The sequence below is a fragment of the Megasphaera sp. AF13-6AC genome, assembly GCF_027685385.1.
Taxonomy (GTDB): domain Bacteria; phylum Bacillota; class Negativicutes; order Veillonellales; family Megasphaeraceae; genus Megasphaera; species Megasphaera micronuciformis.
On the sequence record NZ_JAQCUN010000125.1, the window covers coordinates 1 to 682 of the forward strand.

Annotated in this window: 2 protein-coding genes; both read left to right on the forward strand. The window is 46.9% G+C overall.

What is annotated here, in order from left to right; genetic code table 11:
- Positions 1–485 (forward strand): riboflavin synthase (locus PGX78_RS06820; RefSeq protein ID WP_270446068.1); only part of this gene is annotated, 485 nt, incomplete at its 5' end.
- A gap of 25 nt (positions 486–510) precedes the next feature.
- Positions 511–682 (forward strand): 6,7-dimethyl-8-ribityllumazine synthase (locus PGX78_RS06825; protein WP_270446074.1); only part of this gene is annotated, 172 nt, incomplete at its 3' end.

Consider the following 682-nt stretch of genomic DNA (forward strand, 5'->3'; position numbering starts at 1 on the left):
TGACAGACAGCTCTTTTTGTGCCGATGTAATGCATGAAACCATGCGGCGTTCGTCTTTTAAAGATATTCGCAACGGCAGTACGGTGAATCTGGAACGAGCCGTCGCCGTAGGCGGACGTTTAGGCGGACATATCGTGAGCGGACACATTGACGGTACGGGGACCGTTTCCCGCATAGTCCGAGACGGTATAGCACATATATACCATATTACAGCCTCCGACGACTTATTGCGTTTTATTGTGGAAAAAGGCTCCGTTTGTATTGACGGTGTCAGCTTGACTGTCGTTTCCGTGACGGACACAGAGTTCTCCGTATCTCTTATTCCCCATACATCGGGCCATACGACCTTGTCGGAGAAAAAAGCCGGCGCCGTTGTCAACCTGGAAACGGATGTTATAGCAAAATATATTATGAAGCTCACCGTTCCGTATGAGAAAAAGGGCGGCTCTTTGTCATTACAAACACTTTTGGAAAACGGATTTTAAATTTTTATATTAAAGGAGATATATTATGGCACAGATTAAAGAAGGGCAATTACTCGGAGCAGGTCTTAAAATAGGTATTGTTATAGCTCGTTTCAACGAGTTTATCGGCAGTCGACTCTTAGGCGGTGCCTACGACGCACTGCACCGTCACGGTGTGAATGACGACGATATTACGGAGGCATGGGTTCCCGGTGCCT